5 protein-coding genes are annotated in these 6,326 nt (G+C 52.9%); 3 read left to right on the plus strand and 2 right to left on the minus strand.

Annotated elements, in window-relative coordinates:
• Nucleotides 1–51: 51 nt before the first annotated feature.
• Together raiA and bamD are read right to left on the minus strand one after the other, a co-directional pair.
• Nucleotides 52–393 carry a ribosome-associated translation inhibitor RaiA gene (gene raiA / locus ACOTW6_RS21395; RefSeq protein ID WP_003863162.1) on the minus strand — a complete coding sequence of 114 codons (342 nt, stop codon included), beginning with the start codon at nucleotides 391–393 and terminating at the stop codon, nucleotides 52–54.
• 267 nt (nucleotides 394–660) lie between these two features.
• Nucleotides 661–1,398, minus strand: a complete 738-nt coding sequence (bamD, locus tag ACOTW6_RS21400; RefSeq protein WP_003863164.1) for an outer membrane protein assembly factor BamD — start codon at nucleotides 1,396–1,398, stop codon at nucleotides 661–663.
• A 131-nt stretch (nucleotides 1,399–1,529) separates the two neighbouring features.
• Here bamD and rluD point away from each other — a divergent pair, with 131 nt between their 5' ends.
• From rluD to clpB, 3 genes are all read left to right on the plus strand, one after another.
• Nucleotides 1,530–2,510, plus strand: a complete 981-nt coding sequence (rluD, locus tag ACOTW6_RS21405; protein ID WP_003863165.1) for a 23S rRNA pseudouridine(1911/1915/1917) synthase RluD — start codon at nucleotides 1,530–1,532, stop codon at nucleotides 2,508–2,510.
• The gene (yfiH, locus tag ACOTW6_RS21410; protein ID WP_062933589.1) at nucleotides 2,507–3,238 is read left to right on the plus strand and encodes a purine nucleoside phosphorylase YfiH; all 732 of its coding nucleotides are present in this window, start codon (nucleotides 2,507–2,509) and stop codon (nucleotides 3,236–3,238) included. The genes rluD and yfiH overlap by 4 nt, the downstream gene beginning before the upstream one ends.
• Nucleotides 3,239–3,367: 129 nt before the next feature.
• The gene (gene clpB, locus ACOTW6_RS21415; protein WP_017692862.1) at nucleotides 3,368–5,941 is read left to right on the plus strand and encodes an ATP-dependent chaperone ClpB; all 2,574 of its coding nucleotides are present in this window, start codon (nucleotides 3,368–3,370) and stop codon (nucleotides 5,939–5,941) included.
• The last annotated feature ends 385 nt before the right edge of the window (nucleotides 5,942–6,326 follow it).

The raw sequence follows: 6,326 nt of genomic DNA on the forward strand, positions 1-6,326 counted from the left end.
AATAAAAAACGCGCCCGAAGGCGCGTTGTCGGTACACTCAATTTTAGAGGATTACTCTTCTTCAACTTCTTCCGCGAAGCTGGCGTCTTTCACCGAGGTTGCGGCGCGACGTGCTTCACCTTTGTGTTGCACTTTATTGAGCTGCCGTTCCAGCTTGTTGATCAAATCGTTAATTGCGGTGTACATATCCTCGTGTTTTGCGCTGGCGACCAGATGGCCGTTTGGAGTATTGATAGTTGCATCAGCGATGAAACCCTGCGGCTCCTTGGACAGGATGATATGTGGATTAATCAAATGTGTTTGCCATTTATCCAGTTTGGCGAGACGGTCTGCGACGTGCTGGCGGATTGCCGGAGTAATTTCCATTTGTTTACTGGTAATGTTCATTGTCATAAATTTTACCTCTTGTCTTTCCGTCTTGGTGATTCCAGCATACCCGACCTAATGTCAAAATGTGTGATTTAGATCACGTTATTTTGTCGGTTTTTGTCAGGGAATCTTTTTTGTGAGGCAGGGCAGGAAGAGGTGAGATTTACCTTGTCGAAGTCAACAAATGCGGTCATAGTTGAATGGATGTGTTGAAGCTAAACCGCTTCAGCGTAAGTCTGAAAGGATAAAAAAACGGCAGCCCGCGGGCTGCCGTTATGCGTTGTAGCGGTATCAGGTGTTGCTGCTGTTCGCGGCGATGATTTTCGCCACTTTGTCAGCCTGAGCCGTCATCTGCATCTGGCGATACGCATTTTCCATCAGCTTCAGGCCATCACGCGTGGCCTGGGTGTCCGGATAATCACGCAGCATGCCTTCTACACGGTTAACCACGGCAACCCATGCGCCACGGCGGGTGTAGTATTCCGCAACGGAGTACTCATATTTCGCCAGACGATCTTTCAGGAACACCAGACGCTTAGTGGCATCGGTAATGTACTGGCTGTTCGGATAGCTGCGCACCAGTTTGGAGAAGTCATTGAAAGCATCACGCGCATGTTGCGGGTCACGGTCGGAACGATCCACCCCGAAGAAGCCCTGCAATGCACTGTCATCCAGCGCCATGTTAGTCAGGCCGCGCATGTACATCACGTAATCGATGTTAGGATGGGTAGGGTTCAGACGCATGAAACGATCGATCGTTGCCTGAGCCAGCGGCAGATCGGCATTTTTGTAGTAGGCGTAGATAAGATCTAACTGTACCTGCTGCGAATACGGACCAAACGGATAGCGATTATCCAACGCTTCCAGTTGCGTTATCGCCTGTTTCCAGTTACCGTCCTGCAACTTTTGTTGTGCAGTCGCATAGATTTCATTCGGCGGATTGTCAGGGACCTGTTCATTCGAACCGGAGCAGCCCACCAAAGCCAGGCTCAACGTGGCCGCTGCCACCAGATATTTCATGCGCGTCATGACGTTTTGACTTTCCTCAAATGTTTGTCCGGGAGAAACTCAGTTCCTGCTCCCGATTAAGACCAGCTACAATAGCACACTATATTAAACGGCAAAGCCGTAAAACCCAACGTTAAACGAAGAAGCAGTTTATGGCACAACGAGTAGAACTCACCGCAACAGTCTCCGAAAATCAGCTCGGTCAACGCTTAGATCAGGCTTTGGCCGAATTGTTCCCTGATTATTCGCGTTCACGCATAAAAGAATGGATCCTTGACCAGCGCGTGCTGGTAAACGGCAAGATCTGGGACAAACCTAAAGAGAAAGTGTTTGGTGGGGAAGCTGTCGCCATCAATGCTGAAATCGAAGAGGAAATCCGCTTCGAGCCGCAGGATATCCCGCTGGATATCGTCTACGAAGATGACGATATTCTGGTCATCAACAAGCCGCGCGACTTTGTTGTTCATCCGGGCGCGGGCAATCCTGACGGTACGGTACTTAACGCTCTCCTTCATTATTATCCACCAATTGCCGACGTACCGCGTGCCGGTATCGTTCACCGTCTGGATAAAGACACCACGGGTCTGATGGTGGTGGCGAAGACGGTTCCCGCCCAGACTCGCCTGGTGGAATCGTTGCAACTGCGCGAAATCACCCGTGAATATGAAGCGGTGGCGATTGGTCATATGACCTCTGGCGGCACGGTGGAAGAGCCTATCAGCCGTCACCCAACCAAGCGTACGCATATGTCCGTACACCCGATGGGTAAACCGGCGGTAACCCACTACCGCATCATGGAACATTTCCGTATTCATACGCGCCTGCGTCTGCGTCTGGAAACCGGGCGTACTCACCAGATCCGCGTGCACATGGCGCATATTACCCATCCGCTGGTGGGTGACCCGGTTTACGGCGGTCGTCCGCGTCCACCAAAGGGCGCATCGGATGAATTCATCTCCGTGCTGCGTAAATTCGATCGCCAGGCGCTGCATGCGACGATGCTGCGTCTTTACCACCCAATCACCGGAATTCAGATGGAATGGCATGCACCGATCCCACAGGATATGGTGGAACTTATCGACGCGATGCGCGCAGATTTCGAAGAACATAAGGATCACGTAGACTGGTTATGACCAAACTGATTGTCCCGGAATGGCCACTGCCTGAAGGCGTGGCCGCCTGTAGTTCGACCCGTATCGGTGGTGTGAGCCAGGGCGCGTGGGAGTCTTTGAACCTCGGTGCGCATTGTGGCGATAACCTGGAGCACGTTGAAGAGAACCGTAAACGTCTCTTTGCTGCGGGAAACCTTCCTTCAAAACCGGTCTGGCTTGAGCAGGTGCACGGTAAAGTGGTGCTGAAGCTGACGGGTGAGCCCTATGCGTCTAAACGCGCCGATGCTTCGTACAGCAATACGCCGGGAACGGTTTGCGCGGTGATGACCGCTGATTGCCTGCCGGTGCTGTTCTGCAATCAGGCAGGAACTGAAGTGGCTGCTGCCCACGCCGGATGGCGAGGCCTGTGCGAAGGCGTGCTGGAAGAGACCGTTGCCTGCTTCCAGGACGATTCTGCAAATCTCATTGCCTGGCTTGGCCCGGCGATTGGTCCGCAGGCATTTGAGGTCGGGCCCGAAGTGCGCGATGCCTTTATGGAAAAAGATCCGCAAGCGGTCGAAGCGTTTGTGGCTTCCGGAGATAAATATCTGGCCGATATTTACCAGCTTGCCCGCCAGCGCCTGAATAACGTCGGCGTGACCCAAATCTTCGGCGGAGATCGCTGTACTTTCACCGAAAAGGGTGATTTTTTCTCCTATCGTCGCGACATGACGACAGGCCGTATGGCAAGTTTCATTTGGCTGATATAACCTAAAGAATCAAGACGATCCGGTACGCGCCGTTTTCTTTTCACATAATTCAGGTTATTAACCTTGAATAATTGAGGGATGACCTCATTTAATCTCCAGTAGCAAATTTGACCTGTTATGGGAGGAGTTATGCGTCTGGATCGTCTTACTAATAAATTCCAGCTTGCTCTCGCCGATGCCCAGTCCCTTGCACTGGGGCACGACAACCAATTTATCGAACCTCTTCATTTAATGAGCGCCTTGCTGAATCAGGAAGGGGGATCGGTACGTCCTTTATTAACGTCCGCTGGCATTAATGCCGGCCAGTTACGCACCGCCATCGATCAGGCGCTGAGCCGTTTACCGCAGGTAGAAGGTACCGGTGGCGACGTGCAGCCGTCGCAGGATTTGGTGCGCGTGCTGAACCTTTGCGACAAGCTGGCGCAAAAACGTGGGGACAATTTTATTTCGTCAGAGCTGTTTGTTCTGGCGGCGCTTGAATCACGAGGTACCTTGACCGACCTGCTGAAATCCGCCGGTGCAACCACCGCCAATGTGACCCAGGCGATTGAGAAAATGCGCGGAGGTGAAAGCGTGAACGATCAGGGAGCCGAAGACCAACGTCAGGCTTTGAAGAAATTTACGGTCGACCTGACCGAACGTGCCGAGCAGGGCAAACTTGACCCGGTGATCGGCCGTGACGAAGAAATTCGCCGGACTATCCAGGTACTGCAACGCCGTACTAAAAACAACCCGGTGCTGATTGGTGAGCCAGGCGTCGGTAAAACCGCCATTGTTGAAGGGCTGGCGCAGCGTATCGTTAATGGCGAAGTGCCCGAAGGGCTGAAAGGCCGTCGCGTACTGGCTCTGGATATGGGCGCGCTGGTGGCTGGGGCGAAATACCGCGGTGAATTTGAAGAGCGTCTGAAAGGCGTGCTGAACGATCTGGCGAAACAGGAAGGTAATGTCATCCTGTTTATCGACGAATTGCACACTATGGTGGGGGCGGGTAAAGCTGACGGCGCAATGGATGCCGGGAACATGCTGAAACCTGCGCTGGCACGTGGTGAACTTCACTGCGTCGGCGCCACTACGCTGGACGAGTATCGTCAGTACATTGAAAAAGATGCCGCGCTGGAGCGTCGCTTCCAGAAGGTGTTTGTCGCTGAACCAAGCGTTGAAGATACCATCGCCATTTTGCGTGGTCTGAAAGAGCGTTATGAGCTGCACCATCACGTGCAGATCACTGACCCGGCCATCGTTGCGGCGGCGACGCTTTCGCATCGCTACATTGCCGACCGCCAGTTGCCGGATAAAGCCATCGACCTTATTGATGAAGCGGCGTCCAGCATCCGTATGCAGATTGACTCGAAACCGGAAGAGCTGGACCGGCTCGATCGCCGTATTATCCAGCTCAAGCTGGAACAGCAGGCGCTGAACAAAGAGTCTGATGAAGCGAGTAAGAAACGCCTCGATATGCTCAATGAAGAACTGGACGAGAAAGAGCGTCAGTATTCTGAGCTGGAAGAAGAGTGGAAAGCTGAGAAAGCCTCCCTCTCTGGCACCCAGACAATCAAGGCGGAGCTGGAGCAGGCGAAAATTGCCATTGAGCAGGCGCGTCGCGTAGGGGATCTGGCACGGATGTCCGAGCTACAGTACGGCAAGATCCCTGAGCTGGAAAAACAGCTTGAGATCGCCACGCAGTCGGAAGGCAAAACCATGCGTCTGTTGCGTAATAAAGTGACGGATGCCGAGATTGCCGAAGTGCTGGCGCGCTGGACGGGCATCCCTGTGGCTCGCATGATGGAAAGCGAACGCGAGAAACTGCTGCGTATGGAGCAGGATCTACATCAGCGCGTCATTGGACAGAACGAAGCGGTCGAAGCGGTATCTAACGCCATTCGTCGTAGCCGTGCGGGGCTGTCCGATCCGAATCGTCCAATCGGCTCGTTCCTTTTCCTGGGGCCAACCGGTGTCGGTAAAACCGAGCTGTGTAAAGCGCTGGCTAACTTTATGTTCGACAGCGATGACGCGATGGTGCGTATCGATATGTCCGAGTTTATGGAGAAACACTCCGTCTCGCGTCTGGTCGGTGCGCCTCCGGGATATGTCGGTTATGAAGAGGGCGGTTACCTGACGGAAGCGGTTCGTCGTCGTCCTTATTCCGTCATCCTGCTGGATGAAGTGGAAAAGGCTCATCCTGACGTGTTTAACATTCTGTTGCAGGTGCTGGATGATGGGCGTCTGACGGACGGGCAGGGAAGAACGGTCGACTTCCGTAACACGGTGGTGATCATGACCTCGAACCTGGGTTCCGATTTGATTCAGGAACGCTTCGGTGAGCTGGATTACAGCCATATGAAAGATCTGGTGCTGGGTGTGGTCAGCCAAAACTTCCGTCCGGAGTTCATCAACCGTATTGATGAAGTGGTCGTGTTCCATCCGCTGGGTGAGAAACACATTGCGTCGATTGCGCAGATCCAGTTGCAGCGTCTGTACAAACGTCTGGAAGAGCGTGGGTATGAAATCCACATTTCCGACGATGCGCTGAAACTGCTGAGCGAGAATGGTTACGATCCTGTTTATGGTGCGCGTCCGTTAAAACGTGCTATCCAGCAGCAGATCGAAAACCCGCTGGCACAGCAAATCCTCTCTGGGGAGCTGGTTCCGGGCAAAGTTATCCGTCTGGAAGCCAACGACGATCGCATTGTGGCAGTGCAGTAAGTCACAAAACGCAAAAACGAGCCGCTTGCGGCTCGTTTTTGTTTAAAAACCAGGCGAAAATTGTGGTCTGGGATGTGATTTGCCTGGAAAGTGAGCAGTCGGTAATTAATTTGCAATTTATCCTTGCAGGTTCGGAATTACTCCCTATAATGCGCCTCCACTGACACGGAACATCGGCACGCAAGCCGCCGGGTCAGCAGAGAAAAGCAAAATAAACGCTTGACTCTGAAGCGGGAGAGCGTAATATGCACACCCCGCGCCGCAGCGAAAACGAAGCGGCACTGCTCTTTAACAATTTATCAGACAATCTGTGTGGGCACTCAAAGTGACATGGATTCTTAACGTCGCAAGACGAAAAATGAATACCAAGTCTCAACGAGTGAAC

Origin of the sequence: Enterobacter cloacae complex sp. IR5403, from assembly GCF_049238705.1 — a bacterium.
Classification (GTDB): domain Bacteria; phylum Pseudomonadota; class Gammaproteobacteria; order Enterobacterales; family Enterobacteriaceae; genus Enterobacter; species Enterobacter hormaechei_C.